This is a genomic window from Streptococcus sp. WM07, from assembly GCF_004570525.1.
Lineage (GTDB): Bacteria > Bacillota > Bacilli > Lactobacillales > Streptococcaceae > Streptococcus.
On record NZ_SPPZ01000137.1, the window covers coordinates 1 to 648 of the forward strand.

At 37.3% G+C, this 648-nt stretch carries 1 protein-coding gene; it reads left to right on the plus strand.

Annotated elements, in window-relative coordinates; genetic code table 11:
- Window positions 1–23 precede the first annotated feature (23 nt).
- Window positions 24–648, plus strand: a 625-nt coding sequence (locus E4T71_RS08750) for a transposase (protein WP_167758510.1), incomplete at its 3' end; no start/stop codon positions are given.

Consider the following 648-nt stretch of genomic DNA (forward strand, 5'->3'; position numbering starts at 1 on the left):
ATCAAAATAGAAAGGAAACCCATATGTTCAGTCTAACAAATTACAATTCTAAAAACAACACTTTTTCTTTTGATGGTGGAAATCTAACGAATTACGGAGGATTACTTCTCTTTAAAGTACTTTTTGACCTCCTAAATCTGAAAGATTTAATTTCTAAATACTTAGTTACTAATGATCAACGCCAATATCTTCGGTACTCAGATACAAACATTATTATCCAACTCCTATTCCAAATCCTAGCTGGTCATGATACAGACTATGCCTGTCAAGAATTGAAAGAAGATGCTTATTTCTATCAGCTGCTAGAACCTGGACAGCTGGCCTCTCAACCAACCTTGTCACGTTTCTTTTCTCGTGCTACTGAAGAAACGATTGCAGCTTTAAGACAGATTAACTTTGAACTTCTCCAAATCTTTTTACAATTTCATCAAGTGGGGAATCTTATCATTGATATTGATTCGACTCATTTTACAACCTATGGAAAACAAGAAGGCTCGGCTTACAATGCTCATTACCGTGCCACAGGGTATCATCCACTCTATGCTTTTGAAAGTCAGACTGGTTATTGTTTCAATGCTCAGTTACGTCCTGGAAATCGCTATTGCTCCGAAGGAGCGGTGGAGTTCCTCCGACCTATTTTAGAAGACT